Source organism: Streptomyces sp. NBC_00620 (genome assembly GCF_026341825.1).
Lineage (GTDB): Bacteria > Actinomycetota > Actinomycetes > Streptomycetales > Streptomycetaceae > Streptomyces.
The window spans coordinates 3,446,695-3,472,202 of the sequence record NZ_JAPENY010000001.1 but is presented as its reverse complement, the minus strand read 5'-3'; the positions used below and the strand labels follow the sequence as shown (position 1 = coordinate 3,472,202).

Annotated in this window: 27 protein-coding genes; 15 read left to right on the top strand and 12 right to left on the bottom strand. The window is 71.3% G+C overall.

What is annotated here, in order from left to right:
• Positions 1–46: 46 nt before the first annotated feature.
• The 6 genes from OG246_RS16050 to chpG all read right to left on the bottom strand — a co-directional run bounded on the left by OG246_RS16050 (position 47) and on the right by chpG (position 3,562).
• Entirely contained in the window at positions 47–631 is a 585-nt protein-coding gene (locus OG246_RS16050) for a vitamin K epoxide reductase family protein (protein ID WP_266462010.1), read from the bottom strand.
• Positions 631–1,128 (bottom strand): DUF5949 family protein, encoded by a 498-nt coding sequence (locus tag OG246_RS16045; protein ID WP_266462008.1) that lies wholly within the window; start codon positions 1,126–1,128, stop codon positions 631–633. Before OG246_RS16045 ends, OG246_RS16050 begins: the two co-directional genes overlap by 1 nt.
• A gap of 217 nt (positions 1,129–1,345) precedes the next feature.
• The gene (locus OG246_RS16040; RefSeq protein WP_266464243.1) at positions 1,346–1,540 is read right to left on the bottom strand and encodes a chaplin; all 195 of its coding nucleotides are present in this window, start codon (positions 1,538–1,540) and stop codon (positions 1,346–1,348) included.
• A gap of 174 nt (positions 1,541–1,714) precedes the next feature.
• Positions 1,715–2,017 carry a hypothetical protein gene (locus OG246_RS16035; RefSeq protein WP_266462006.1) on the bottom strand — a complete coding sequence of 101 codons (303 nt, stop codon included), beginning with the start codon at positions 2,015–2,017 and terminating at the stop codon, positions 1,715–1,717.
• 255 nt (positions 2,018–2,272) lie between these two features.
• Positions 2,273–3,085 carry a hypothetical protein gene (locus tag OG246_RS16030; RefSeq protein ID WP_266462002.1) on the bottom strand — a complete coding sequence of 271 codons (813 nt, stop codon included), beginning with the start codon at positions 3,083–3,085 and terminating at the stop codon, positions 2,273–2,275.
• A 237-nt stretch (positions 3,086–3,322) separates the two neighbouring features.
• Positions 3,323–3,562 carry a chaplin ChpG gene (gene chpG, locus OG246_RS16025; RefSeq protein WP_266461998.1) on the bottom strand — a complete coding sequence of 80 codons (240 nt, stop codon included), beginning with the start codon at positions 3,560–3,562 and terminating at the stop codon, positions 3,323–3,325.
• Positions 3,563–3,812: 250 nt separating this feature from the next.
• On the opposite strand from chpG, the gene OG246_RS16020 reads away from it, so the two are divergent.
• Genes OG246_RS16020 through OG246_RS15980 form a run of 9 tightly spaced genes read left to right on the top strand, consistent with a single transcriptional unit; the run spans position 3,813 to position 14,589 of the window.
• The gene (locus OG246_RS16020; RefSeq protein ID WP_266461994.1) at positions 3,813–4,913 is read left to right on the top strand and encodes a DUF3344 domain-containing protein; all 1,101 of its coding nucleotides are present in this window, start codon (positions 3,813–3,815) and stop codon (positions 4,911–4,913) included.
• 40 nt (positions 4,914–4,953) lie between these two features.
• Positions 4,954–6,150, top strand: a complete 1,197-nt coding sequence (locus OG246_RS16015) for a glycosyltransferase family 4 protein (RefSeq protein WP_266461992.1) — start codon at positions 4,954–4,956, stop codon at positions 6,148–6,150.
• The gene (locus OG246_RS16010) at positions 6,147–7,583 is read left to right on the top strand and encodes an exopolysaccharide biosynthesis polyprenyl glycosylphosphotransferase (RefSeq protein WP_266461987.1); all 1,437 of its coding nucleotides are present in this window, start codon (positions 6,147–6,149) and stop codon (positions 7,581–7,583) included. The genes OG246_RS16015 and OG246_RS16010 overlap by 4 nt, the downstream gene beginning before the upstream one ends.
• Before the next feature lie 31 nt (positions 7,584–7,614).
• Complete coding sequence (locus tag OG246_RS16005; RefSeq protein WP_266464240.1) at positions 7,615–8,964, top strand: O-antigen ligase; 1,350 nt, start codon at positions 7,615–7,617, stop codon at positions 8,962–8,964.
• On the top strand, positions 8,961–10,931 hold the full coding sequence (gene murJ / locus OG246_RS16000; RefSeq protein WP_266461983.1) for a murein biosynthesis integral membrane protein MurJ: 1,971 nt from the start codon (positions 8,961–8,963) through the stop codon (positions 10,929–10,931). The genes OG246_RS16005 and murJ overlap by 4 nt, the downstream gene beginning before the upstream one ends.
• Positions 10,932–10,980: 49 nt before the next feature.
• Positions 10,981–11,673: a polysaccharide deacetylase family protein gene (locus OG246_RS15995; protein WP_323178319.1), complete on the top strand. Its 693-nt coding sequence runs from the start codon at positions 10,981–10,983 to the stop codon at positions 11,671–11,673.
• A complete protein-coding gene (locus OG246_RS15990) occupies positions 11,673–12,785 on the top strand; it encodes a glycosyltransferase (RefSeq protein WP_266461976.1) in 1,113 nt (370 codons plus the stop codon). The genes OG246_RS15995 and OG246_RS15990 overlap by 1 nt, the downstream gene beginning before the upstream one ends.
• A 17-nt stretch (positions 12,786–12,802) precedes the next feature.
• On the top strand, positions 12,803–13,462 hold the full coding sequence (locus tag OG246_RS15985; RefSeq protein ID WP_266461974.1) for a lipopolysaccharide biosynthesis protein: 660 nt from the start codon (positions 12,803–12,805) through the stop codon (positions 13,460–13,462).
• Complete coding sequence (locus OG246_RS15980; RefSeq protein WP_266461972.1) at positions 13,459–14,589, top strand: GNAT family N-acetyltransferase; 1,131 nt, start codon at positions 13,459–13,461, stop codon at positions 14,587–14,589. The genes OG246_RS15985 and OG246_RS15980 overlap by 4 nt, the downstream gene beginning before the upstream one ends.
• A 31-nt stretch (positions 14,590–14,620) precedes the next feature.
• On the opposite strand, the gene OG246_RS15975 is transcribed toward OG246_RS15980, so the two are convergent.
• Positions 14,621–15,781, bottom strand: a complete 1,161-nt coding sequence (locus OG246_RS15975) for a glycoside hydrolase family 26 protein (protein ID WP_266464238.1) — start codon at positions 15,779–15,781, stop codon at positions 14,621–14,623.
• Between OG246_RS15975 and OG246_RS15970 the strand changes: the two genes are divergently transcribed.
• The 3 genes from OG246_RS15970 to OG246_RS15960 all read left to right on the top strand — a co-directional run bounded on the left by OG246_RS15970 (position 15,684) and on the right by OG246_RS15960 (position 18,615).
• The gene (locus OG246_RS15970; protein ID WP_266464391.1) at positions 15,684–15,923 is read left to right on the top strand and encodes a hypothetical protein; all 240 of its coding nucleotides are present in this window, start codon (positions 15,684–15,686) and stop codon (positions 15,921–15,923) included. The genes OG246_RS15975 and OG246_RS15970 overlap by 98 nt on opposite strands.
• Before the next feature lie 182 nt (positions 15,924–16,105).
• Complete coding sequence (locus OG246_RS15965; protein WP_266461970.1) at positions 16,106–17,368, top strand: ATP-grasp domain-containing protein; 1,263 nt, start codon at positions 16,106–16,108, stop codon at positions 17,366–17,368.
• Positions 17,368–18,615 carry an NAD(P)-binding domain-containing protein gene (locus OG246_RS15960; protein WP_266461966.1) on the top strand — a complete coding sequence of 416 codons (1,248 nt, stop codon included), beginning with the start codon at positions 17,368–17,370 and terminating at the stop codon, positions 18,613–18,615. The genes OG246_RS15965 and OG246_RS15960 overlap by 1 nt, the downstream gene beginning before the upstream one ends.
• A 46-nt stretch (positions 18,616–18,661) precedes the next feature.
• On the opposite strand, the gene OG246_RS42780 is transcribed toward OG246_RS15960, so the two are convergent.
• The 3 genes from OG246_RS42780 to OG246_RS15935 form a co-directional block, all read right to left on the bottom strand.
• Positions 18,662–19,516 carry a chaplin gene (locus OG246_RS42780; protein WP_323178299.1) on the bottom strand — a complete coding sequence of 285 codons (855 nt, stop codon included), beginning with the start codon at positions 19,514–19,516 and terminating at the stop codon, positions 18,662–18,664.
• A gap of 137 nt (positions 19,517–19,653) precedes the next feature.
• Positions 19,654–19,911, bottom strand: coding sequence for a chaplin (locus tag OG246_RS15940; RefSeq protein ID WP_323178298.1), 258 nt, complete (start codon positions 19,909–19,911; stop codon positions 19,654–19,656).
• A gap of 242 nt (positions 19,912–20,153) precedes the next feature.
• Positions 20,154–20,564, bottom strand: a complete 411-nt coding sequence (locus OG246_RS15935) for a rodlin (RefSeq protein WP_266461963.1) — start codon at positions 20,562–20,564, stop codon at positions 20,154–20,156.
• A gap of 252 nt (positions 20,565–20,816) precedes the next feature.
• Between OG246_RS15935 and OG246_RS15930 the strand changes: the two genes are divergently transcribed.
• Positions 20,817–21,227, top strand: coding sequence for a rodlin (locus tag OG246_RS15930; protein WP_266461959.1), 411 nt, complete (start codon positions 20,817–20,819; stop codon positions 21,225–21,227).
• A 222-nt stretch (positions 21,228–21,449) separates the two neighbouring features.
• Positions 21,450–21,857 carry a rodlin gene (locus tag OG246_RS15925; protein WP_266461957.1) on the top strand — a complete coding sequence of 136 codons (408 nt, stop codon included), beginning with the start codon at positions 21,450–21,452 and terminating at the stop codon, positions 21,855–21,857.
• 71 nt (positions 21,858–21,928) lie between these two features.
• Here the strand turns inward: OG246_RS15925 and OG246_RS15920 are convergent, their stop codons facing one another.
• Both OG246_RS15920 and OG246_RS15915 read right to left on the bottom strand, forming a co-directional pair.
• Positions 21,929–23,848, bottom strand: a complete 1,920-nt coding sequence (locus tag OG246_RS15920) for a long-chain fatty acid--CoA ligase (RefSeq protein WP_266461953.1) — start codon at positions 23,846–23,848, stop codon at positions 21,929–21,931.
• An 83-nt stretch (positions 23,849–23,931) separates the two neighbouring features.
• A complete protein-coding gene (locus OG246_RS15915; protein WP_266461950.1) occupies positions 23,932–24,759 on the bottom strand; it encodes an SDR family oxidoreductase in 828 nt (275 codons plus the stop codon).
• A gap of 173 nt (positions 24,760–24,932) precedes the next feature.
• Between OG246_RS15915 and OG246_RS15910 the strand changes: the two genes are divergently transcribed.
• Complete coding sequence (locus OG246_RS15910) at positions 24,933–25,508, top strand: TetR/AcrR family transcriptional regulator (protein WP_266461946.1); 576 nt, start codon at positions 24,933–24,935, stop codon at positions 25,506–25,508.

Genomic DNA, 25,508 nt, shown 5'->3' with positions numbered 1-25,508 from the left:
TGCTGAGAACCTCATCAGCGCAAGATTCCCCCAACAAGCCCAATAGTCAGCTCGTCCAGAAGTCCCACCATCGGGTCAGGATCAGCATCCCGATGATCCCGATGTGCAGCACCGGCAGAACCCAGGTGAATTCCCCGAGGAATCCCCTCAACCAGCCGGGCGCGGGCAGGAATTCATTCCGTACGTTGAACGACGTCACGTACCAGAACATGATGATCGTGGCGACCCAGGCCAGACAGCACCACAGGCACAGCGAGTTGATGCGGTAGAGCGACTGGAATTGCAGCCAGGTGCAGAATCCGACGCCGAACAGCGTGCCCGCGTCGAAGAGCAGCCAGTACCAGCGTGGAAAGGCCGCTCCGGCGAGCAGGCTCACGCCGACGCAGATCACGATGCCGTACGCCACCAGGCCCAGCATCGGGTTGGGGAACCCGAAGGCCGAGGCCTGGTCACTCTTCATGATGTTGCCGCAGGAGACGACCGGGTTCAGGCTGCACCCGGGCACGAAGTCCGGGTTCTCGAGGAGCTTGAACTTGTCGATCGTGATGATCCAGGAGGCGAGCAGGCCGGCCGCCCCCGTGAGCACCAGCAGCAGGGCGAGCGCACGGCTGCCACCCGCGGTCCGTGCCATCAGCCGCGCAGGCGGCGCGCGGGCAGCAGTACGTGCGCCGCGCTGTTCAGGGTCTCCTCGTCACCCGCGAAGGCGGCCAGGTTCTCCGGGTCGACGGGCTTGCCGGGCTCGGCGTCGGGCCAGGCGCGGGTGGCGAACAGGAAGTAGGCGTAGCCGCGTTCGCCGACGGCGGCGAGCCACTCGGGCGGAACGACGCACTGGGCGTTGAGGGACGGCATGGTGACGACGGCCTGGCCCGCCTCGACGAGGAGGGTGAGCGGCAGGCTCGGGTACTGCGAACCGTCGAGGAGCGTGTCTCCGACGGGCAGACCGTTGTCGCTCAGCAGCCGCTCGATGGCGGCCGAGGTGGCCTCCGGGCCGCCCTCGCTGTCGCCCAGGGAATAGGCGAGGAGGTACGGCATGTCGCCGTCGGGGGCGTCACCGCTGAAGGCCATGACGGCGAGCGTGCCGAGATCGGCGGCCCGGAAAGGGCGCGTTTCGCTTGAGGTTGAGGTCACCGCGGAACCTTATCGACGCACCCGAACGGGCCCGCCCCTTTCTCACCCGACCGGGCGACAACCGCCCGGCCGACCACACGAACGAGGGACGCGAATCGAACAATGCGCAGCCGGCAACGCGGCAGCGCGCGGCCGGCAAACGCGAAGGGCCGACTCCGCGGGATGCGGAATCGGCCCTTTCAGCGCGCGTACGAATGTCGATGGTCGACGTACGACGTCACTTGTTGACGCAGGTGTTCCCGAACGCCGGGTTCAGCAGACCGATGACGTTGACCGTGTTGCCGCAGACATTCACCGGAACGTGCACCGGGACCTGTACGACGTTGCCGGAGAGGACACCCGGGGACTTGACCGCGGCTCCCTCCGCGCCGGCGTCGGCGAAGGCGCTGCCCGAAGCGGCACCCGCTGCCATTCCGGCAGTGGCGATAATCAGAGCGGCCTTCTTGGCAGTGTTCATCGTCAGCCCTTTCCTTGGAGATTTGCTCCAGCGTATGGAGGTGTCCGTGGGCCTCGCGGAAAAGACACGCGATGAAATGAACCGATTAGCTCGATTCAAGCCCTGACTCGGGTCAGCCCCTGACTCGGGTCAGCCCTGAAGGGGAAGTCCGCCGAGGAGCGCCGTGGGACCACCGGGCGAGTTGAGCGCGTCCGTCGCGCTGCTCACGGCACTGAGCGGTGAGCTCTGGTTCTCGGTGTTGAGCGCGTCCGACTGGTGCTGGAGGGGCTGCACGTCCTTCAGGCTGAGCGAGCGCTGGCTGGTGATGGTCTCCAGGGCGCCGTTGAGGCTGGTGGGCGTGAGGTCGGAGGCCTCGTAGGCAAAGGCGGGCGCGGCGGCACCAGCGATGGCGATGGACCCGGCAACGACAGCGGCGGCCTTCAGGGACTTCATCGTGTTCCTTTCTTCGGCAACTCATGTCACCGGTTCGGCAACTGATGTCACCAGAGGGAATGTGCATACGCCCTGGCTAACGATGGCCGGACGCGACGGAAACCCCGTGTGCAGAAATTTCCTGCACCCCACCCGAATGAACGGCGCGTCGCATTCTCATATAAGAGCGAATGCAAAACAGCCGTCGTGCCGACCGGGACGGTCGGCACGACGGCGGGGTGGCGACTGTTTCGCCTCAGGCACCGCTCCCCGTGATCAGGAGGGCAGAAGACCGCCCGTCGGGAGGGCCGGAACCGCCGGGACCGCGGGAACTGCGGGAACCGCGGGGACCGCCGGAACTGCCGGGACCGCGGGGACCGCCGGCAGTGAGGACAGGCTCGGCAGACCGGGCAGGTCCGGCACGGGCAGGCCGCCGCCGAGCACCACGGCGACGACGAGGTTGACGAGACCCGTCACCACGGCCGTCGCGGCGGGGACTACTCCTGCGGGGTCGCCGGAGGTGACCGCCGCGAGCAGCGTGTCGACCGCCTTCTGCAGCGCGGCGAGCGCGTCGGCCTTCAGGTCCGCCGGAGCCGCGGCACGCGAACCGCTCGTAGCGGGAGCCTTGTCGTCCTCGGCGGCCTCGTCGCTCTTGGGCAGCGCGGGAACGGCCGGGACAGCAGGAACGGCCGGGACCGCGGGAACAGCCGGCACCGTCGGCGTCGCGGGCACAGCCGGCACCTCAGGGACCGACACCGGCGGCGTCACCGGGGCCACCGCGGTGAGCTTGGCGATCGCGTCCTTCACGGCCTGGCCGAGCGTGGCCGCCTGGTCGGCGGAGAGCTGGCCGTCGTCGGCCTTGAGCGCGGCGTTGAGGAGATCGGTGACCGGGGTCAGCACGGTGCCGATGTCGGCCAGGGACTGGACCTGCGCCAGAAGCGCGTCCGCGCCGGGGACGGGTGCCGCCGCAGCGGAGTGGCCACGCGCCGAGTCGCTGTCCGCCGCGATGGCGGCCGGTGCGGCGATCCCGAGCAGAAGCGTGGCGCAGAGTGCGGAGGACGCTATGCGCCGTGCGGGCAGAGCACGCATGGATGGTTCCCTTCGATGGTTCGTTCGGACTTTGACCTTGTTCTCACCGTGGAAGTGGTCATCGCCGTCTGCAACCGATCGAGCGCTCCGCGTAGCGGCCCGGGGTCCTTGCCACCGACGTCCTCCCTGGTGAGGAGCCATGCCGGGAGCAGGAACCCGCTTCCCCCCATTCGGGGCAACGCGAACCGGCCGCCCTCCCGTTGGGGAGGACGGCCGGCAGAAGGGGCCGCGCTGACGTCAGTCGTTGACGCAGGTGTTGCCGAACGCGGGGTTCAGCAGACCGATGACGTTGACCGTGTTACCGCAGACGTTCACCGGGATGTGGATCGGAGCCTGCAGGACGTTGCCCGACAGGACGCCCGGGGAGTGGGCCGCGGCGCCGTGTGCGTCGCTGTCGGCGGCGGCGATGCCGGCGGTGCCCGCCACGGCGGCGGCGGCAACGGAGGTCAGGGCCAGGCCCTTCGCGATACGCGACATGGAGAAGTGCTCCTTGGAGTCGACACAACATCCGGGCGGGGATGCCCGGCTCTGGAATCAACGCGCGGCGCCCGCGCGGGTTGTGCCTCCGAAAGGGTGATCTCGTAAACCGCCGGGCTTTCACCATTCCGACACACTTGTCAGCTTTCACCGATAAATACGGATAGAGGCTAGTGTGGCGCTCCTCCCGAGGCCGCTTGGAAGCAGGCCTGGTCCCGAACCTTTTCCTCCCGAAAGGGCACCGCCGGTCATGCGTATTTCCCCGGGTCTTCTGCTGCGCCGTGCGTTGGTCGGCTGCTCTGCCCTCGCCACTGTGCTGGCGCCTGGCTGCCCCGCGACGGCCGCGCCGTCCGCCGCCGAGGCGGAGAGCGTCAACTTCACCCAGCGGTACCGCGCGCTGCAGCACGGCGGAATCGTCCGGGCGGCCAACTCCTCCATCAGCTGCCGTACGACGGTCACCCGGGCGGCGGCGCCGTCCTGCTCCGCGGCACGCGCGGGCGGACAGGCGGCCGTGAACAGCGACTTCGACATGTTCTACGTGGATGTCGACAAGGACCCGAACACGTACAACTCCAGCCTCGGCGAGGTCCGTCTGCCTCAGGGCGCGCGCGTCACGTACGCGCGGCTGTACTGGGGCGGCAACCTCCGGGTCGGTGAGCAGAAGCCGCCGAAGGACAACGGGCGGGTGCTGTTCGCGGAGCCCGACGGCGAGTACAAGGCCGTGCTCGCGGACACCGTGGTCGGGCACCGGGTGGCGCGCGGAGCCGATGCCTTCCAGGCCTCGGCGGATGTCACGAAGCTGGTGCGGGCGAGCGGTTCGGGGCTGTACACCGTGGCGCAGGTCAATGTCGCCATGGGCCGCTCCGCCGCCGGTGCCTGGGGCGGCTGGACGCTGATGGTGGCGTACGAGAAGGAGTCGGAGCCGCTGCGGCATCTGGCGATGTGGGACGGCTTCGACTCGCTCGGCCCGCGCGAGGACCAGGTGATCCGGTTGCGCGGCCTGCGGTTCCCCGCGGGGGCCGGCGGGCGTGCGGGCCTGGTCGCGTACAACGGCGACCGCGGGAGCCGGGGCGACTCGCTGACCGTGTCGACCGGGCGCGGCGGGCCGACGGCGCTGGGCGACGGGGCGAACCCCCGTGACGACGTGCTGAATTCGACGATCAGCGAGCCGGCGTCGGCCGCGATGAAGCGGGTGCCCGCGTACCCGAACACGCTCGGCTACGACTCGGACGTCCTCGAACTTGGTAAGGGGATCCGGCGCGGGGGTGACCAGTTGACCTTCCGGCTCGTTTCGCAGCGGGACGCGGCGTGGGTCGGGGCACTGTTCACCGCCGTCGACGCGAAGCAGTGACGCGCGCGCCCGCGCGCCACCCTTGAGCGAGGAACCGCGCATGCAACTGTCAACCGACCCTCCGCCCCAGGTCCTTCACATCACCCAGCCGGTCGACGGCGGAGTCGCCCGGGTCGTGACGGACCTGGTGAGGGCCCAGCTCTCCACCGGAACGCACGTCACCGTCGCCTGCCCGGACGGCAGCGGCCTCGCACGGACGCTCCGGGCGCTCGGCGGTGACGTACGCGACTGGCAGGCGACGCGTGCGCCGGGGCCTTCGCTGCCTCAGGAGGTACGGCGGCTCGGGCGGGTGATCGCGGATGTGCGGCCCGATGTGGTGCACGCGCACAGCGCCAAGGCAGGGCTCGCCGCCCGGCTCGCCGTACGGGGGCGGGTACCGACCGTTTTCCAGCCGCACGCCTGGTCGTTCGAGGCCGTCGGCGGGGTCACCGCCGGGCTCGCGTTGAAGTGGGAGCGGTGGGGGGCGCGTTGGGCTTCCCGGGTGGTGTGTGTCAGCGAAGCGGAGCGCACCACCGGCGTACGCGCCGGAGTGCGCGCCCCCTGGCGCGTGATCCCCAACGGCGTCGATCCGGCGCGCTTCCACCCCGCGGCCGTGGACACCGTACGGGCCGGGATCCCGCTGCTCGCCGAATCGGGAGTCGGGCCGGTGAGCCCCCTGGTGGTCTGCGTGGGGCGGCTGTGCCGGCAGAAGGGGCAGGACGTCCTGCTCGAGGCGTGGCGCGAGGTGGTCCGGCGGGTGCCGACGGCCCGGCTCGTGCTGGTCGGGGACGGGCCGGACACCGGGCGGCTGCGTGCCGAGGCGCCCGCCGGGGTGCTGTTCGCCGGTGCCGCCGACGATGCCGTGCCCTGGTACCAGGCCGCCGATCTGGTGGTGCTGCCGTCCCGTTGGGAGGGCATGGCGCTGGCTCCGCTGGAAGCGATGGCCTGTGGACGTCCGGTCGTGCTGACGGATGTGGACGGCGCCCGCGAGAGCCTGCCGCCGGCGCTCCGATCACGTTGCCTGGTGCCGTCTCAGGCGCCCGGCCCACTCGCCCACGCGATCTCCGAACTGCTGTCCGATCCGCTGCTGCGCGAGTCCCTCGGCCACCAGGGCCGCCGCCACGTACTGACCACGCACGACGTGCGCCGCACGGCCGACGCGGTCGCGGACGTCTACCGCGAGCTGCTCACTCCGGGGCTCGGCGGACAGGCCGTGAGCGGGGAACACACCGAGTGCAGGGAGTCCATCCACTCGTGACTGCGGAAAGCACCGTTCCCTCCCCCGGCGGACAGCCCCGGGAGTACGGATCCTCACCCGTCTCGGTCATCCCCCCGCGCGGGGCCGCCGACGGCTTCAGATTGCCGGCCGGACAGCGGCCCTCCGTGCGGCGGGCCTCCCGCCTGCCGCTGCTCGCCGTGGACGGCGGTGCGGCGCTGCTGGCCGGCCTTGCGCTCACACAGACGCAGCGGCAGCCGCTCCTCGTCGTCGCGCTGGTGCTCGGAGTGGTCTGGCTGAACGCGCACGCGTCGCTGTACCGCGCCGAGCCCATGCCCGCCGTACTGGACGAACTGCCCGCGGTCTGCGCGCGGATCGCGGTCGCCTGGTGCGTGCCGGCGGCCCTGCTCGCGGCGCTCTTCCCCGCCGCCGCGCTGTCCGCCCGGACCCTGGCCATCGGCTGCGTCCTCCAGTCGGCGGCGAGCTGCGCGAGCCGGGGCACGCTGCACTGGCGGCGGCGCCGGGCCCTCGTGCTGCGCCCGAGTGCCGCGCTGGTGATCGGCCCCGCCGCGACGGCGCAGCGGGTGGCCGCGGCCTTCCTGCGTCATCCTGCGTGCGGAGTGCGGCCGGTGGGCATCGTCGCCGACCAGGCGACCGGGGGTGACGGGCTGCCGGTCCTCACCACGGGCGAGGAGGTGCAGCGGGCCCTCATCCAGAACAGTGTGCGGGCCGTGCTCGTCGTGAAGTCCGGCGGCGAACGCGGGCCGCTGCTGCGGGCGTTGGCCGAGGCGGGCTGCGCGGTCTGGGAGGTCGACGCGGACTCCCCGTCGTACGACAGCGGGCAGCACGGGCAGCTCGCGGGCTTCTCCTGCCGGCAGCTGTCCGCGCCGAGGCGGCATGGCAGCATCGGCAAGCGGCTCCTCGATGTCGCCGTCTCCGGAACACTGTTGCTGCTGGTCAGCCCGTTGCTGCTGGTGTGCGCTGTCATGCTGCGGCTGAGCGACGGCCCCGGCGTGGTGTTCCGGCAGGAGCGCATCGGCAAGGACGGGCGCCCCTTCACGCTGCTGAAGTTCCGCACGCACCGACCGGTCGACGCGCACGAGGCCGCGACCCGCTGGAGTGTGGCGAACGAGCGGGAGATGAGCCGGTTCTGCCACTTCCTGCGGCGCAGCTCGCTGGACGAGCTGCTCCAGCTGTGGAACGTGTTCTGGGGCGACATGAGCCTGGTCGGGCCGCGCCCCGAACGCCCGTACTTCGTCGGCAAGTTCAGCCAGACCTACCCCGGCTACGCGGCCCGCCACCGCATGCAGACCGGCATCACGGGCCTGGCCCAGATCCACGGGCTGCGCGGCGACACCTCGATCGAAGACCGCTGCCGCTTCGACAACGCCTACATCGACAACTGGTCGCTGTGGCAGGACATCTGCATCCTGCTGCGCACGGCCGCCGCGCTCGTACGTCCGACGGGGAGCTGACCCGGTGAGTCAAGCCCTGCCCCTCTCGCCCCTGGGCACCCTGACGTCCGCCCTCGGGCGCGCGCTGCCCGTCCTGCCCGTGGTCGCCGTGATCGCCCTCCTCGGGCTGCCGGTCGCGCCCGGCGGCGAGGGCGGTGCGACCGTGGCCGACGCCGTCTCCGGGCTCGTCGTGCTGTGCTGCGCGGTGCGTCTCCTGCGAGGCAGGCGGCGCCCCCTGTCCCGTACCGCCGCCCTGGTCATCGGACTTCCCGTGGTCGGGATCGCGGTCGCGGCGGCCGGGGCGGCGAACGCGGGGGCCGGGATCACCGGCCTCGCCCGCTATCTCCAGATCTTCGTGCTGGTCCCGGCGGCGGTGCTGCTCCTTGTGCGGGACCGGCGCGACTTCCGGGTGCTGGCCTGGTCGTTCGTCGGGCTCGCGCTCTGGCAGGGGGCGATCGGGGTGCAGCAGTACGTCACCGGGACCGGTGCCACCTACCAGGGCGAGGACATCCGCGCGGTGGGGACGTTCGGGCCGACGGACATCATGGGGATGGCGACCGTGGTGGCGTTCGGCCTTGTGTGCGCGGTGGGGCTGGCGCTCGGGGCAAATACAGCCCGGCAGCGGACGGCCGCCGTGGTGTGCTCGCTGGTCCTGCTGCTGCCGCTCGCGCTGTCGTTCAGCCGGGGCGCGTGGATCGCCACGGCGGCGGCGTGCGGCGCGCAGCTGGTGCTGGCGGGGCTGCGGCGGGCGGTGAAGGTGGGTGCGGCGGTGGCCGCGGCGGTGGTGATCCTCGTGGGCGGTTTCGGCGTCGGCACCGCGATGCTCCAGGAGCGGATCAGCAGCATCACGCAGGTCGCCGACGCGCCGGACCAGTCGGTGACCGACCGCTACACGATGTGGGCGGCGGCCGTCGACATGTGGCGCGAACACCCCCTGACCGGCGTCGGGTTGAAGGGCTTCCCCGACCACCGCGACGGACACGCCTCCCTCGCCCTCTCCTCGGGCAGCGACACCGGAGGCGCAGGCGCCGCCTTCCGCAAGCAGCCACTGCTCTCCCCGCACAACATGTACCTGCTCATCCTCAGCGAACAGGGTCTGATCGGCCTGCTCGCCCTCGCGGGCAGCTGGCTGGCGCTCCTGGTGTGCGCGCTGCGGGGGCTCGTACGGGTGCGGCGGACTCCGTCGGGCGCCGACTGCGCGCTCGTCGCGTGCGGGCTGCTCAGCTGGCAGTTGATCGACTTCATGTACGCGGACATCGGCGGGCCCTCGACGGTCCTGACTGCTGTCTGCTTCGGGCTCGTGGGGTGGTGGGCGCTGGTGGATCCGGCTTCCTCGACCCCTGAGCCGGCGCCGGACCCGGTGGCAGCACCCGGATCACTGGAGGAGGCCTCGGCGCGATGACGGTGACGCCGCCTCGGGCCGGGGCCGAGGGTGGGGCGGGTGGCGTGGCCGGGGGCGAGGTCGGCGACGTGGCCGGAGGAGCGGGCGACGGTACGGCCGGATACACGGTCAGCGGTATGGGCGGGAGCATGGTCGGAGCCACGGCCGGGGGTACGAGCGGACACACGGCCGGCGGCGCGAGTGCCCACCCGGCCGGTGCCACCGCAGGCGGTACGAACGGACACGCGGGCGGCGGTACGAGTGGCGGCCCGGCCGGCGGCACGGTGGCAGGTACGGGCGGTGGCGCGATCGCACGTACGGGCAGTGGCCGCCGCGATCGTGCTCCCGGAGCTGTCCGCGGCGGCGCCCCCGCAGGCCCCGTTCCGCTGCCCGCCGCGCGCACCGCGCCCCCCGCGCCCCCGCACCCCGACGACCCGCCCTCCAGCCGCTTCCTCGCCAAGGCGGCCCTGGTCACCGTCGCCCTCTCCATCGCCGGGGCACTGCTGGGCCTCGGCCGGGACCAGGCGCTGGCGCATCTCTTCGGGGCCGGGTCGGAGACGGACGCGTTTCTGGTGGCGTGGACGGTGCCGGAGTTCGCCTCGACCCTGCTGATCGAGGACGGGCTGGCTTTCATCCTCATCCCGGCGTTCAGCATGGCCGTTGCCCGCCGGGCGCAGGGGGCCCCGGGCGATCCGGTCCGTGCGCTGGTCGCCAGTACCCTGCCCCGGCTGTCGCTGGCCTTCGTGGCCGCCTGCGCCCTGCTGATCGTCGGGGCGCCCTATCTGGTCGAGGGCCTCGCACCCGGCCTGCCTGATCCCCAACTCGCCGTGGACTGCACCCGGTTGACCGCGACCTGCGTCCTGGGCTTCGGGTTCGCCGGGTACTGCAGTGCGGTGCTGCGGGCGCACCGGCGGTTCGTCGCGCCCGCCGTCATCTACGTGGCGTACAACACCGGGATCATCACGGCGATGTTCGTGCTCGGCGGCCACTGGGGCGTGCGCTCGGCCGCCCTCGGTGTCGCGCTGGGCAGCGGGCTGATGGTGGCGGCTCAGGCGCCCTCGGTGTGGCGGCAGCTCAGGCGGAAGAAGGTGGCGGAGGACGCGGGCGGCGTCGAGGAGGCGCGTCCGATGGACCTGAGCCTCGTCACCACGGTGCTGCTCTTCGCCCTGTGCCGCCAGTCCCAGGTCCTCATCGAACGCTTCCTGGCCTCCTCGCTGCCCGCCGGCGCCATCTCGCATCTGAACTACGCCCAGAAAGTGGCCCAGATGCCGATGGTGCTCTCGCTGATGCTCTGCACCGTCACCTTCCCGGTGGTGGCGCAGGCGATCGCCGAGGGGGACACCGAGCGCGCCCGCACCCGCGTGGAGCGCGATCTCGCGCTGGTCTCCTGCACGGTGCTCCTGGGCACGGCGGTGGTCGTCGCGTGCGCGCCCCAGATGATCCAACTGCTGTTCCAGCGAGGCGCGTTCAACGCGCACGACACGGCGGCCACCGCGTCCGTCATGCGCGTGTACGCCCTCGGACTGCTCGGCCACACCCTGGTCGGCGCGCTCGTCCGCTCGTACTTCTCGGGCGGGCGGCCCACCTGGTACCCGCTGTTCGCGATGACCGCGGGGATCATCGCGACCTCCTGGATCGGCGCACTGACCGTCGGCTCCTGGGGCGTGCTCGGGATCGCCGCCGCCAACGCCCTCGGCATCACCATCAGCGCCGCGCTCCTGCTGTACGGCATGGGCCCGCGCAGCGTGCCGATCCACACCCGTGAGGTGCTGGCCGAGCTCAGCAAGCCGGTGCGCGCCGCGCTGGTCGCCGCAGTGGCGGGCGGGCTCTGCGCGAGCCGCATGGACTCCCCCTTGCTCGGCCTCCTCGCCGGCGGCACAGCCGTGACCGTCGTGTTCGCCCTGCTCGCCTGGGCCCTGGGTGTCCAGGGCTTCGCACCCGCCCTCCGTTCGCTCACACAAAGGCTCCCGCATGTCCGTTTCCGCTGACACCGCATCCGCCACCAGACGCCTCGACACGACGCCCCCGTGGGTGGCGATGTACCACTCGGTGGGCGACCCCACCGACGACCCGTACCGCATCACGGTCTCGCCTGACCGCCTCGACCAGCAGCTGACCTGGCTGCGGCGGCGAGGCCTGCGCGGTGTGAGCATGAGCGACCTGCTCGCGGCGCGCGCCCGGGGCAAGGGGCGCGACCTCGTCGGCCTCACCTTCGACGACGGGTACGCCGACTTCGTCGAGACCGCGCTGCCCCTCCTGCAGCGCCACGACTGCGGCGCCACCCTCTTCGTCCTGCCCGGCCGGCTGAGCGGTGACAACGCCTGGGACCCGCTCGGCCCCCGCAAGCCGCTGCTGAGCAAGCAGGGCATCCGGCTCGCGGCCGCCTCCGTGGGCATCGAGATCGGCTCGCACGGGCTCACCCACGTCGACCTGACCAAGGCCGACGACGCCCTCGTGTACGCCGAGGTCGCCGAAAGCAGAGCGGTGCTCTCGGAGTTGATCGGTGCTCACATCGCCGGCTTCTGCTATCCGTACGGGACGATCGACCAGCGGGTCGTGGACGCCGTACGGGACGCCGGATACACGTACGCCTGCGCCATCGACCCCGGCCCGCTGACCGGCCCGTACGCCCTGCCCCGCGTCCACATCGGCGACAACGACACCGCCGTACGCCTGCTCCTGAAGCTCAAGCTGCACCGCCTGCGCCGGCGCCCGGCCGAGGGGGTCTGATGAAGGCCCTGCACATCATCACGGGCCTCGGAGTGGGCGGTGCGGAGCAGCAACTCAGGTTGCTGCTGCGCCACTTGCCCGTCGACTGTGATGTCGTCACCCTCACCAACCCGGGCTCGGTCGCCGACGGGCTCACCGACGACGGCGTACGCGTCACCCACCTCGGCATGGGCGGCAACCGCGACCTCGCCGCGCTCCCCCGCCTGGTGAAGCTGATCCGCGCGGGCCGGTACGACCTCGTGCACACCCACCTCTACCGGGCCTGCGTGTACGGCCGGATCGCCGCACGCCTGGCGGGAGTCAGGGCCGTGGTGGCCACCGAGCACTCCCTGGGCGACTCGCAGATGGAGGGGCGCAGGCTGAGCACGGGCGTCCGCGCGCTGTACCTGGCCAGCGAGCGGCTCGGCCGGTCCACGGTCGCCGTCTCGCCTACCGTCGCCGACCGGCTGCGCCGCTGGGGCGTGCCCGGACCGCGCATCGACGTCGTGCCGAACGGCATCGACCTGGCCCGCTTCCGCTTCGACCCGGTGCTGCGCGAGCGCACCCGCCGCCGGCTCGGGCTGCCGGACGGCGCGTACGTCGTCGGCGGCGTCGGCAGGCTCACCGCGGGCAAGCGGTTCGACGTACTGGTCCGCGCCCTGGCCGAACTGCCCGACGACTACTGGCTGTTGCTCGTCGGCGGCGGCGCGGAGGAGAGCGTGCTGCGGCGGGCGGCGCAGCAGGCCGGGGTCGCGGACCGGGTGCTGTTCACCGGCGAGCGCCCCACCGGCGGCTTTCCCGGGGCCGATCTGCCGTCGCTGATAGCGGCCATGGACGTCCTCGCCTCGCCGTGCGCCGAGGAGGCGTTCGGCCTGGCCGTCGTCGAGGCGATGGCGGCCGGTCTGCCCGTGCTCTATGTCTCCTGCCCGGCCGTCGAGGACCTGCCAACCGGCGCCACCCTGGGCACCCGCCGGGTGCAGGGCGGCTCGGACTCGTTCGCCCGCGCCCTGAAGAAGGTCCGCGAGGAGGGCCCCGCGCCCCGCTCGGTACCGGACGCCGCGCACCACTACTGCATCACCCGCAGCGCCGCACAGCTCATGGACGTGTACGCGGCCGCTCTGTCCCGCACCTGACTGGGAGTGAGTTCCTCATGACCGAAAACCCCACCAGAGGCCACCGCCCGAACGGCTCGGCGGCCCTCGCCCGTGCCAAGGTCCTGCCGCCGTGGTCCCTGCTCGCCGCCGGCGCCGTGCTCGGCGGGCTGGTCGGCGGCGCGTACGGCGTCGTGAAGCCACCGGCGTACACGGCGACGAGCTATGTCGTCGCCGTACCGACCGAGCAGTCGGACCCGGCCGCCGCCCTCGGCTTCGCGCAGGCGTACGGCCGGGTCGCCACACAGCTCGCGGTGCTCGGGGACGCGCAGGTGTGGGCCGGTGTGCCGGTGAAGACGCTCCAGCAGAGCGTGTCGACCGCGACCTCGCCGGACGCCCCGATGGTCTCCATCTCGGCCACCTCTTCGCGCCCCGACCTCGCCGCCGACATGGCCAACGCGGTCTCGCGCGCGCTGACCCGGCACGCGAACGACGCCAAGGCCGACACGAACGTCGAACTCGAGCAGTTCGCCCGGGCCACGAAGCCCACCCAGGCGTCCTCGGCCTCGCCGACGGTCACCGGTCTGGTGGGCGCCAGCGCGGGCGGCCTGCTCGGCGGTCTGGTGCTGCTCGTCCGCCCTCGGCGCACCGCGGACACCGCCCGCCCGGCCTCGGTGCCGAGCCCCGCCACGGCCGCCGATGTGCGCGGGCAGATGTGAGCGGCACGCTGCAGACCGCTCCGGCGGGCACCCTGGTGGCCGAACTCGTCACCGACGAGCGCGAGTTCGCCGAACTCGGTCCGGCCTGGGGCCGCCTGTACCGGAGTTGCGCCGCGGCCACCCCGTTCCAGAGCCACGCCTGGCTGCACTCCTGGTGGCTCTCGTACGGCACTCCCGGCCGGCTGCGTCTGGTGCTCGTGCGCGATGACGGCGGCGAACTCCGGGCGGTGGCCCCGCTGATGCGGGTACGCCGTCCGCTGCCCGCGCTCGTACCGCTCGGCGGGGCGATCTCCGACTACGGAGACGTCCTCATCGACGACGAGCACGCCGACCGGGCGGCCGCCACGCTCGCCGAGGGGCTGTCGGCGGCGGCCCGTACCGCGCTGATCGACTTCCGTGAGGTGCGACCCGGCGGCGCGGTGGAGCGGATCTTCGAGTGCTGGCGCGGGCCGCGCAGCCGAGTGCGTGACTCGCTCTGCCTGGAGCTGCCCGCCACGTCGATGGACGAACTGGTGAGCCGACTCCCCTCGTCGAAGGCCCAGCGGGTACGGGCCAAGCTGCGCAAGCTGACCGCGCTCGGGGTCGAGCAGCGCGTCGTACACCATGACGAGGTGGACGCGGCGCTGCGGCGGCTGCTCGAACTGCATCAACTGCAGTGGCAGGGCCGGAAGGTGACGTCGGAGCATCTTCAGGAGCGGTTCGCCGAGCATCTGGTCCGGTCGGTGGGCCCGATGGTGCGCTCCGGGGACGCCGTGGTCACGGAGTTCCGGCTCGACGACACCGTGATGGCCGTGGATCTCACACTGCTGTCGCGGCGCCTCGCGGGCGGCTATCTGTACGGCGCCCACCCGCAGCTGCGGGAGCGGAAGGCGGATGTCGCGGTGATACTGCTGAACGCCTGCGCCCAGCACACCGAGGCGGGCGAACGCGCGGCGCTGAGCCTGCTGCGCGGCGACGAACCCTACAAGCGCCACTGGCGTCCGGAGCCCGTCGTCAACCAGCGTCTGCTCCTCGCCCGGCGGCGTACGGCCCCGCTGATGTCGGCGGTCGTCTGCGACGTCGCCGCGCGCAGCCGGGGCAAGGAGCTGTTGCGACGCTGGAAGGAGCGCGGTGGCGGCAGTCCCTGAACGACCCGCCGCCACCGTTCTCATCCCCGGGTCATCGGCTGCGCGACCACCAGTCGAAGCGGAGGCAGAGCTTCCCGCCGATCCAGTACTCGACCCAGTCGCCCAGGTCCAGCGGCGAGCAGTTGGGCGGGGGTACCGGCTTGGACGGAGGCGTCGGTTCGGGTGTGGGAACGGGTGTGGGAACGGCCTGGCCGGAGAGCGCCGCGCGGTAGATCTCGGACGCCTTCGGGTTGTCCGAGCACTGCCACACACCGTGCGGGCAGTAGTCGGTGACCGTGTTGTACAGCGGCTTGTGCTCTGTCATCCAGGCGAGCATGCGCCTCATGTACGTCGCATTGTCGCCGTTGCGGAAGAGTCCCCATTCAGGATAGGAAATGGGCTTGCCATGGGATTTGGCGAAGTCCACGTGCGCCTGAAGGCCGTAGGGCTCTTTCACCTGCTCGTCGAATGACAGCCCCGTCGGCTGGTCGTACGAATCCATACCGATGATGTCGACCGTGTCGTCCCCCGGATAGCACTGCGTCCAGGGGATGGCGTCCCGGCCGCGGTTCGGGGTGAAGTCGAACCGGAATTTCTGTCCCGGCACCGCCCGCATGGTGGTGACGATTCTGTTCCAGTACTTCTTCCAGGCCTCCGGGTCGGGACCGCAGCGATGGGTGTAGGTAATGCCGTTCATTTCCCAGCCGAGCACGATGACGGTGTCCGGCACGTTCAGCTCGACAAGGCGTTCGGCGAGCGCACGGAAGTGCTTGTCGAACATTCCTGCCGCGGCCTGGCGCAGCAGCAGCCGGACCTCGGCGTCGGATACGCCCTCCTCGTTGCGCTCCATCATCGGCACGTTGAGGACGAGCATCCGGTCGTCCTGCTCGAGCCGCCAGTCCGCCCAGACGTCGAGGAATCCGTGGGCGCCCTCGATGTTGCTCCAGCGGTCACCGGGCAGATACGTGTGCCCGACGCGGAGTTCGGTGCCGCCCAGCCACCTGCTGAGCTCGGCGATCCGGGCGACCCCGCGGGCGCCGTAGTCCAGGTAGGCACCCACGGCGGGGGCCTTCTCGGCGGGCTTCGGTTCCACGGAGGGTACGGCGGGCGCGGTCGTGTCCGTGGGGGTCGCGGGCGTCGTGGGCGTCGTCGCCGGTGGTGTGAGCGGTGTGGGTGTCACGGGTGTCGTCGGCGGGGTGACTGACGGGGTCACCGTCGTCGGTGTCGGCGCCGGAGGATCGGCGACTCGCACCGCCCCGGCGCCCACGGCGTATCCCGGACCCGACGCCAGGGCGACCGACGCGACGATTCCGGCCGCGACGCACGCCAGCCGCCTGCTCCGGGGCCGTTGCTGATGTGGGGCCATGCCTGACCTCTCTCCACTCTGCTGATCCGACGGCGCTTTCCGTCTTCCGTTACTCCGATTTGCCCTCTGTCTACTGACACTCAGTCATATGAATACCCATTCCGCCAACCGAGGCTCCGGCCTTTGAGTGCGCCGATCACCCGCACGGGTGACCGACCCGAAGGAAATTCCGTGCCGTTTCTCGACACCCGAGTCCCCGCAGTCCTTCTGCGGATCGACCGGAACCCCTTTCACCACGGAACGCTGGGGGCCGTACGCTCACTCGGAAGAGCGGGCGTGGAGGTGCATGTCGTCGCCGATTCAACGGGAAGTCCCGTCCGCAGGTCGCGTTTTGTCTCCGAGATGCATCCCCCGCCACCGCCCGGCGCATCCGCCGGAGAAATCGTCGCCGCATTGCGCCGAGTGGCCGCGCGCGTGTCCCGTCCCGCCGTACTGATCCCTATGGATGACGCGAGCGCCGTCGCGGTGGCCCAGTGCCGTGAGCACCTCGCACCCTCCTATCTGCTGCCGCAGCAGCCCGGCGCCCTCGCCGAGCTCGTGGCCGACAAGGCGGAACTGGCCGCCCTGTGCGCGAGCGCGGGCATTCCGCACCCGGTGACGCTCATCCCGGACAGCCCGGCGCAGGCGGCCGCGGCGGCCTGGCAGTTGGGGCTGCCGGTGGTGGCGAAGTGGAGCCGCCCGTGGCTGGTGCCCACCGGGACGGGGCTGCGCAGCACGGTGGTGGTGCACTCGGCGCAGGAGGCACAGGCGCTGTATCTGCGCGCCGAGGAGGCGGGCAGCCGACTGCTGTTGCAGGCGTACCTGCCGCCGGGGCCCGACCGCGACTGGTTCTTCCACGGGTACGTCGACCGGTCGGGGGCGGTGTGCGGTGGCGGCCCCGGCCGCAAGCAGCGCGCCTGGCCGCGCGGCGCCGGACTGACCGCGGTCGGCCGCTGGACCCCCAACCCGCAGCTCCAGTCGCTCGTCGAACGGCTCGTCGGAACACTGGGCTACCGCGGCGTCTTCGACCTCGACTTCCGCAGGGACGGCGCGAGCGGCCGCTACCACCTGCTCGACTTCAACCCCCGCCCCGGCGCCCAGTTCCGGCTCTTCGCCGACGGAGCCGGCCTGGACGTCGTACGCGCCCTGCACCTGGACCTCACCCACCGTCCGCTGCCGGCTCCGGCCCCGCTGCCGGGCCGCGCGTTCGTGGTGGAGAACTACGCCCCGCTCAGCGCCCTGCGCCCGCAGGCAAGCGGCTGCGAGCTGGCCTGGCACGCACGGGACGACCTCGCGCCCGGGCTCACGATGTGGGCCCTGTGGTGCCGCCATGTGTTCCGGCGCCTGCTGGACCGCGTACGGCGTTCGGCCCCCGTCGCGGCCCAACCGCGGGTCGTACGGCAGCCGGGCGAACCGAATCCCCTGACCGACGACGAGAAAGCGAGCAGCTGCTGATGTACGACCTCCTGGTGGTGGGAGCCGGCCCGTACGGCCTGTCCGTCGCCTCCCACGCCGCGGCGGCCGGGCTGAGCCTGCGCGTGCTCGGCAGGCCCATGGCGTCCTGGCGGGACCACATGCCCGACGGAATGTTCCTGAAGTCTGAGCCGTGGGCGTCGAACCTCTCCGACCCCGAGGACCGCTGGCGCCTGGACACGTACTGCGCCGGTCAGGGTGTCCGGGCCCGGCACGGCGAGCCCATCCCGGTCGAGATGTTCGCCTCGTACGGCCTGTGGTTCGCCCGCAATGCGGTGCCCGAGGTCGACGAGCGCACCGTGGTCCGGGTGAGCGCAGTCCCCGGCGGCTTCGAGGCGGTCCTGGCCGACGGCGAGATCCTGCACGTTCGCACGGTCGCCCTCGCCGTCGGCGTCCTGCCCTTCATCGAGGTACCGGCCGTCCTGCGCGAGCTCGGACCCTCGTACGTCTCGCACAGCAGTCACCACGGCGACCTCGACCGTTTCCGCGGCCGGGACGTCACGGTGATCGGCGGCGGCCAGGCCGCGCTGGAGACGGCCGCCCTCCTCGCCGAACAGGGCAGCCGCGTCCGGGTCCTGGCCCGCGCCGGCCGGCTGAACTGGAACGACGTGCCGCCCGCCTGGGAGCGCCCGTGGTGGGAGTCCGCCCGCACCCCGCACAGCGGCCTGGGCTGCGGCTGGCGCAACTGGTTCTACGCCGAGCGCCCCGGCCTCTTCCGCCGCCTCCCGGAGACCACCCGCGCCCGGATCGCGGCCACGGCACTGGGCCCGGCGGGCGCCTGGTGGGTCCGCGACCGTGTCGAGCCGGCCGTCGAGTTGCTCCTCGGCCACGAGGTCGCGGCGGCCCACGCGTCGGACGGCGCCGTACGGCTGGAGACGGTGAGCCGCGACGGCGAGGCGACATCCCTGGAGACCGAACACGTCATCGCGGCCACGGGGTTCAAAGCCACCCGTGAGCGGCTCGGCCTGCTCTCCGACGAACTGCGCGGGGATCTCGCGGCGGTGGCCGACGGTTCCCCCGAGGTCGGCCGGGACTTCGAGTCCTCGGTGCCCGGCCTCTTCATGGCGGGCCTGGTCACGGCGTCCGGCTTCGGTCCCGCGATGCGTTTCGTGCACGGCGCCACGTTCACGGCGGGCACGCTCGTACGGGGCGTACGGCGGCGGCTGGGCACGATGCCTGTGCCGGTACGGCAGCAGCGGCGCGAGGCCCTGGACCCGGCCCGGCGGTGACGCGGGCTCGGGTGCCGGGCGCGTGAGGCGTCCGGCACCCGGGGTGCTACCGACGGGACGCGGCTCGGCCTCGTCGGTACAGGGCGGTTCCGCCCGCGAGCAGGGCGGCGCTTGCGGCCGAGGTCGCGAGCAGTCCCTCACTGCCGGTGTGCGGCAGGGTGGGCGGGGGCCCGGGGGGAGCTACGGGCGGGGTTGTCGAAGGAGTGGACGGTGTCGTCGTGGGTGGCGTCGTCGGCGGCTTGGTGGGCGGGGTCTTCGTCGGCGGCGTCGTGGTGGGCGGCGTCGTCGGCGGCTTGGTCGGCGGCGTTGTGGGAGGCGTCGTCGGCGGGGTGTCGCCGTAGCCTCCCGGGCCGTTCTCGCAGTCGTTGCCGAACGCGGGGTTGCCCACGCCGACCACGTCCGCCGTGTTGCCGCACGCGTTCACCGGAACGTCGACCGGCGCCGCGACGTTGTTGCCCGACAGGATGCCGGGCGAACCGTGCGTCTCGCCGTACGCCGAGGATCCGGAGCCACCTCCGGAACCACCGCCGTGGTCGCTGCCAGGCCCGCCGCCGTAGCCGCCCCCGTGGCCGCCGCCCGAGTCGTCGGAGCCGTAGCCGGACGAGTCGTCATGGCCGGAAGAGCCATGCGAGCCGTTCGACCCATGCGACCCGTTCGACCCGTGCGATTGGTTCGACCCGGACGAATCCGCGCCGTTCGCACAGGAGTTCCCGAACGCCGGGTTGAGCGCGGCGATCACGTTGAGGGTGTTGCCGCAGGCGTTCACCGGTGCGTTCACCGGGAGCTGGAGGCTGTTGCCCGAGCCGACTCCCGGCGAGTCCTTGGCCGTTCCGTTCGCGTTCGAGTCGGCGAGGGCGGGGGTGGCGTACAGGGACAGGATGCTCGTCGCGGCCGCGGCCACGACCACTCCCCTACTCAGGGTCTGTCGCAATCTCGTTGTCTTCCTGCTTGATGAAGTGAGGAAAGCCGGCCTTGGAACCGAAAATGCGTTCCAAGGCCGGCCGTGACACAGCCGAAGCGGCTGATGTGCCGTCTGCGTCAGTCGTTGATGCAGGTGTTGCCGAACGCCGGGTTCAGCAGGGCGATGACGTTGATCGAGTTGCCGCACACGTTGACGGGAACGTGGATGGGAACCTGGATCACGTTGCCCGAGAGGACACCCGGCGAGCCGATGGCCGCACCATGGGCGTCGGCGTCCGCGAAGGCGGGGGAGGCGAGTCCCAGGGCCATGATCGCGCCGGCGACGACAGCAGCGCTCTTCTTGAGCTTCACGTGCTTTCCCTTCTCTGCGGTCATGCCCCTATGACGGCCGAAGCCGAGCGAGCACAGCATGAAAGGCTCGCACCATGACCTGCAGGCTGTAAACGAGGGACAGCCGATCGAGAAACTACACAACGTAATCCACTTGGTAATTCACTCGAATTGCCCTGCACCAAAGCTCGATTCACCCTGCACCGAAGCAGGAAGGAAATCACGGAAAAGCCCGGGCCCGCCCATTCGTCAACGCGACGGGCGGCCCGAGCCTTTCGAGACAGCGGTCAGTGGTTGCCGATGCCGTTCCCGGAGAGAACCGGGATGTTGCTCAGGATGTGCGACAGCGGCTCGTCACCCTTGGCCTGGGTCGAGTTCTCGGCGCACTGCTGGTTCTGCGGGGCCGACAGGATCGGGATGTCCTGGAGCGCCACACCGCCGATGAGGGCGGCTCCGCCCACGTTGCCCTTGACGGGCACGCCGAGGCAGAGCTTGTTCAGCGAACCCTGAGCCAGGCTCAGTTGCGGGCTCTTGTCGCCCTTGGTCACGGAGTTGCCGAACTCCTGGACCGCACCGTTTCCACTGACGGAGTTGGTGCCGTTGCCGTCACCGATGGCAAGCGCCTGAGGGGCGGCCGCCGCCGAGATACCGACCACGGAAGCGGTGACCGCCACCGCGGCCATTGCCTTCTGAAGCATTTCGCGTTCCTTTCCTGTGCAGACACACGTGTTCCTGCTCTCGCATCAACCCGGCGCGAACGGATTGGTTGCGGTGATTCACCCGAATGGCCCGTTCGGAACGAGGAAACCCATGGGACTCCGAATTGGCGCGCGCACGCCGGAATCACTCTTCGACGTGGGCCATCGGAGTGAAACAGAGCAACCAAGAGCGGCCGGGGCAGTTGACCAGAGCGCTCCGGTGGACGGGGTTTCTCCAGAAGGGACTAGCTAGTGATCAAGAAGGTTATGGCTGCTGCGGCGGTCGCCGCTTCCGTCGTCGGTGTGTCCGCTGCCGCCGCGACGCCGGCGATGGCGATCGGCAACGACAACGGCACGACGTCCACCAGCGGCAACGGTGCCGTGCAGACGTACGGCAACTCGGCCACGTACGGCAAGATGAGCCCCCAGATGGCGCTCATCCAGGGCTCGCTCAACAAGCCCTGTGTCGGCCTGCCCGCGAAGCTCAACCTCGGTGGAGCCGCCCTCATCGGCGGTGTCGCGCTCCAGGACATCCCGGTCCTGTCGGCCCCGCAGAACCAGCAGTGTGTCGAGAACTCGACCCAGGCCAAGGGCGACGAGCCGCTGTCGCACATCCTGAACAACATCCCGGTCCTGGCCGGCAACGGCGCCGGCAACAAGTAGTTCTCTTCTGAGTTCCCGTCAGCGGGCCGCCGATTCATCGGCGGCCCGCTGGCTTGTGTTCACGGCAGCGGCTTGTGTTCACGGCAGCACGGGCGCGCCCCTGCGCGGCGTTCCCAAACACACGCTGGGCCAAACGGGGCATAACCCGCAACCCCGGCAGGCGCTACGCAGTTGATCATTACGCAGCTCCTCACTGGAGTCCGCTTTCTGAAGGGAATGAACATGAAGAAGCTGTGGGCAACCGCCGCTATTGCCGCTTCCGTCGCCGGCATCTCGGCCGGGGTCGCCCCCCAGGCCCTGGCGATCGGCAACGACAACGGCACCCAGTCCACCAGCGGCAACGGCGCGGTCCAGGAGTTCGGCAACTCCAAGACCGAGGGCGACATGAGCCCGCAGCTCTCGCTCATCCAGGGTTCCCTGAACAAGCCCTGCATCGGCCTGCCCGCGAAGGTCAACGCCGGCGGCATCGCGGGCATCGGTGGCGTCGCGCTCCAGGACATCCCGATCCTGTCGGCCCCGCAGAACCAGCAGTGTGTCGAGAACTCGACCCAGGCCAAGGGCGACGAGCCGCTGTCGCACATCCTGAGCAACATCCCGGTCCTCTCCGGCAACGGCGCCGGCAACAAGTAGTTCTCAGCACCGGGAGAGCGGGCCGCCGAGCACATCGGCGGCCCGCTCTTTTTCATGTCCGGCGTACGTGCTCAGCTCCCGTACAGCGCCTCGATCTCGTCCGCGTAGGCCGCCGTCACCGCATGGCGCTTGACCTTCAGGGACGGGGTGAGCAGTCCGTTGTCCTCGGTGAACTCGCCTGCCACCAGGGTGAACCGGCGGATGGATTCGGCGCGCGAGACCGCGTCGTTCGCATGGTCGACGGCCCTCTGGACGTCGGCGCGCATCCGGGGATCGTCCGTGAGCGCGGACAGCGGGGTGTCGGCGGGCAGTTGGCGTACGGCGAGCCAGTGGGCGACGGCCTCGGGGTCCAGGGTGATCAGGGCGGCGATGTACGGGCGGTTGTCGCCGACGACGATGCACTGGCCGACGGGCGGGCGGCTGCGCAGGCGGTCCTCCAGGACGGCGGGCGAGACGTTCTTGCCGCCGGAGGTGACGAGGATGTCCTTCTTGCGGCCGGTGATGGTGAGGTAGCCGTCCTCGTCGAGGGCGCCGAGGTCGCCGGTGGCGAACCAGTCGCGGCGCAGTACCGCGTCCGTGGCCGCCGGGTTGTTCCAGTAGGCGCCGAAGACGACGCCGCCCTTGATGAGGACCTCGCCGTCGTCGGCGATGCGGATCGCGGTGCCGGGGACCGGGAGGCCGACCGTGCCGGGGCGGGGGCGCAGGGGCGGGACGATCGTCGCCGCGGCTGTCGTCTCGGTGAGGCCGTAGCCCTCGTAGACGATGATTCCGGCGGCGTAGAAGAAGAGGTTGAGGTCTCGGTCGAGCGGGGAGCCGCCGCTGATGGCGTAGCGGGCGCGGCCGCCGAGTTCCTTGCGGATACGGCGGTAGACCAGCAGGTCGTAGAGCGCCCAGGCGGCGTACAGGCCCGGTCCTGGCCCCTTGCCCGTGTCCAGGAACTTGTTCAGGTACGCCTCTCCGAAGCGGACGCCGATGCGGTGGGCGCGGTCGAAGGAGGCGCCGCGGCCGATCTTCTCGGCGGTCGCACGGCCGGTGTTGTGGATCTTCTCGAAGAGGTACGGGACGCCGACCAGGAAGGTCGGCCTGAACTCCCTTAGGGCGGGGCGGAGTTCGTCGGGCTTGATGCTCGGGCAGTGGCCCACTTCGATGCGGGCCATCAGGCAGGCGATCTGGAGGGTGCGGCCCATGATGTGGGCGAGCGGGAGGAAGAGGAGGGTCGAGGCGGTCTGGCCGGTGACCTCCTTGAAGATGGGGTGCAGCAGCTCGACCGTGTTGGCGGCTTCGGCGTGCAGGTTGGCGTGGGTGAGGACGCAGCCCTTGGGCCGGCCGGTCGTTCCGGAGGTGTAGCAGAGGGTGGCGATGGTGTCTGGGCTGAGGGCGGCGCGGCGCTTGACCACCTCCTCGTCGGGGATGTCCCGGCCCAGGGTGGCGAGTTCGGCCAGCGCGTTCGCGTCCAGCTGCCAGACGCGCGGGAGTTCGGGGTGCCGGGCCGTGCCGGTCGCAACGGTGGCCGCGTTCTCGGGGGTCTCGACGATCACGAAGTGGGCACCCGAGTCCCTGACGATCCACTCCACTTGCTCGGCGGACGAGGTCGCGTAGACGGGTACGGACTGGCCGCCGGCCGCCCAGATCGCGAAGTCGAGGACCGTCCACTCGTAGCGTGTCCGGGACATCACCGCGACCCGGCCGCCCGGTTCGAGTCCTGCCGCGATCAACCCCTTTGCCGTGGCGGTGACTTCGCGGGCGAAGGCCGTCGCGGTGACGGGGTGCCAGGTGCCGTGTTCCTGGCGGCGCAGGACGACGGCGTCCGGGGTCTCGGCCGCGTTGGTGAAGGGCAGGTCGGCGGTGCTGCCGGTGGTGGGGCCCGGGGCCAGCCGGGCGGTGCGGGCCTCGCGGACCTTGCCGGTGTCGTCCCTGGTCAGCTCGACCTTGGTGCGGGACGCGAGGTCGGTGCGCTTCTTCGCCCGTTTCAAGTCCTTGCGTACGCCCATGGTGGCTCCCGGTCGCAGGGTTCCTGAACGGGGGTCAACTTACCCGCGCGTAACGGAAATTCAACGGGTCGTGCGTGACCGGTTCACGCGGCCGCCAGTTCGGAGGGCTTGCGCTCCGGCTCCAGCACCTTGCGCGTGACGCGCTTGGCGATCGCCGCCACCAGGGTGCGCGGGCGGCGGGGGGTCAGGTGGGCGCCGAGTGCGTTGCCCAGCCCCGGGGTGACGTAGGCGCGGTCGCGGTCGAGGGCCCGCAGGGCTGCGCGGACGACCGGTTCCGTGGTGGTGAAGGAGCCCGTCACCGCGGCATTGCGGGTGCCGATCGCGTCGAAGAAGCCTGTCTCGACCGGGCCCGGGCACAGGGCCGTGACGCGGATGCCGCGGCCTCGGTACTCCTGGCGCAGAGCCAGCGAGAAGTTGAGGACGAAGACCTTGGTGGCGCTGTAGACCGCGAAGTACGGGCCCGGCTGGTAGCCCGCCGTGGAGCCGACGTTGAGGACGGCTCCGGAGCCGCGCTCCAGCATGCCGGGGAGCAGGGCGTGGGTGAGGTCCACGGGGGCGACGACGTTGACCATGATCTCGTCGTGCTCGCGCGCCGGGTCGATTTCCTCGAACCGGCCGCAGGTGCCGAAGCCCGCGTTGTTGACCAGCAGGTCGACGGTGAGGCCGCGGGCGGTGAGGGCATCGGCGATGCGGGCGGCGGCGTCGGGCTCGGCGAGGTCCTGGGGCAGGACGTGCGCCTGGACGCCGTGCCGGGTGTGCAGGCGCTCGGCCAGTTCTTCGAGGCGGTCGCGGGAGCGGGCGACGAGGACCACGTCGTGGCCGCGGGCGGCGAGCTGAGCGGCGAATTCGGCGCCCAGTCCGGAGGAGGCACCGGTGATGAGGGCGGTGCGGGCGGTGGATGTGGTGGTCATGGCTGTTCCCCTTCGGAAGGTCGGGTGAAGGCGAGCCGGCATCTAACTAGGACACCACTGTAGCTCTTATTCTCTTATCTGCAACAGCCATGATGCAGATAGTCGAGGAACCGCGACTCAGGCGTACCATCTACGTCCACTGGGGGTCTGGAGCCGACTGAGTGGAGGAGCCCATGGGCCGAGCACTGCGGGCCGATGCCGAGCGCAGTGTGCGCGCGATTCTGGAGGCGGCCGAGCGGGTGCTCGCCGCCGATCCGGGCGCGTCCATGGAGCAGATCGCCGAGGCGGCCGGGGTGGCCAGGACGACGGTTCACCGGCGCTTCGCCAGTCGGCAGGCGCTGATCGACGCGCTCGCCGAGTCAGCGGTACGGCAGCTCACCCAGGCCATCGAGGACGCGCGGCCCGACACCACACCGTCGCTGGTCGCACTGCATCGCGTCACCGCCAACGTGCTGCGGATCAAGGGGGCTTGGAGCTATGCCCTGGGGCAGCCGGCCGACGAGGGCGGCGCCGCGGCGGCGGGCTGGGACCAGTTGGGGGCACGCTGCCTCGAACTCCTGGCGCGGGCCAGGGACGAGGGGCTGCTCGACCCGGCCGTGGACCTGGAGTGGGTCCGCCGCGTCTACTACGCCCTGATCGGCGAGGCCCTGCACGGCGACGACCGGCCGGACCCCGATCCCGACGTCCTGGCGGCGCTTGTCGTCGACACGCTGCTGCACGGCGCCGGGCGGCGGCCCGGCGCCGGCTGA